Source organism: Haloferax sp. s1 (assembly GCF_058382125.1).
The window spans coordinates 1-953 of record NZ_JBZRPK010000082.1; the positions used below are offsets into that span (position 1 = coordinate 1).

General features: G+C 60.0%; 3 protein-coding genes and 1 pseudogene. All 4 read right to left on the reverse strand.

What is annotated here, in order from left to right; genetic code table 11:
• Positions 1 to 91: pseudogene (locus tag QT222_RS00540) on the reverse strand (hypothetical protein); the annotation flags it as partial.
• Positions 92 to 106: 15 nt separating this feature from the next.
• Positions 107 to 241: a death on curing protein gene (locus QT222_RS00545; protein WP_491475951.1), complete on the reverse strand. Its 135-nt coding sequence runs from the start codon at positions 239 to 241 to the stop codon at positions 107 to 109.
• A gap of 51 nt (positions 242 to 292) precedes the next feature.
• Entirely contained in the window at positions 293 to 634 is a 342-nt protein-coding gene (locus QT222_RS00550) for a type II toxin-antitoxin system PemK/MazF family toxin (protein WP_491475952.1), read from the reverse strand.
• The coding region (locus QT222_RS00555; RefSeq protein WP_491475953.1) for a helix-turn-helix domain-containing protein at positions 631 to 953 on the reverse strand (323 nt) is incomplete at its 5' end. The genes QT222_RS00550 and QT222_RS00555, both read right to left, overlap by 4 nt.

Below are 953 nucleotides of genomic sequence, written 5' to 3' on the forward strand. Positions count from 1 at the left end.
CGGCCGCCTGATACCGCTCGTAGAGCTGGCGGACCTCGTCGTCGACCGTCGCCGAGGAATCGGTGCTGGACGCCATTATTCTCGTGTACATACTCTGTGTGTCCCTTTATCGGTTGCGACGAGCACAGGCCTGGAAGTAGATGACTGCAGTCTCTGTGTCGACCGCGGCTTCGTCAGTTGAGAAGCGGTGCAAGAGGGCCCGAATTTCATCACCGTACTCGAACGTGTACCCGTTCACCATATGTTCGTTTGTTCCCGTCGACGAATGGATACTCCACAACGAGCAGTCACCTCAAGACGATATGTAGTCGATCAACTGGCTCGCCACATCCTCAGTTCGTTCGTCGACGAGCGATGTCAGATAGTGATCTACGTCCGCAGCACTGTTGAGGGTCGCGAGCGACCACGGGAGGACGTGACTTCGTTTCCCGAGTGGGTCGCCCGCGTAGTCGTCGTCCCGGAGGGTGAGTGATTCTTCGTGGTAGGCCTTCGTGGAGATGAGGACTGTAATGAGTTGCACGCCGTGGTTCGGGAATCGAGGCGACCCCAGAACGAGCAGGGGGCGACCTTTCTCCGAGAGCGGGTCGGTTGCCCAAACGATGTCACCGCGTTCCAGTTCTTCGAACGCAGTCACTGTACATCTTCCATCTCGTCAGTTCGGAGCTCCTCGAGACGTTCCGCACCGTACTGTTCGTCTGCTCGCTCGTGGTGTCGGTGGAGTCGGTAGGCAGAGTGGAGCCGCTCCTTGTCGTCCGTAATCGCCCAGTACGGCCGCTTGTGCCGCACGAGCCCGCGTTCCTTTAACCGTGAGAGGATCGCACTGACAGCGTCCATCTCCAGCCCGAGCCGCTCGGCGATCGTTGCCGCCTTCCACGCCCGATCGTCGTGCTCGTCGAGGAACAGGACGATCCGCTCGGTGTCAGTCCGCTCCTCGAAGCCGCCGGGGTCAGCGT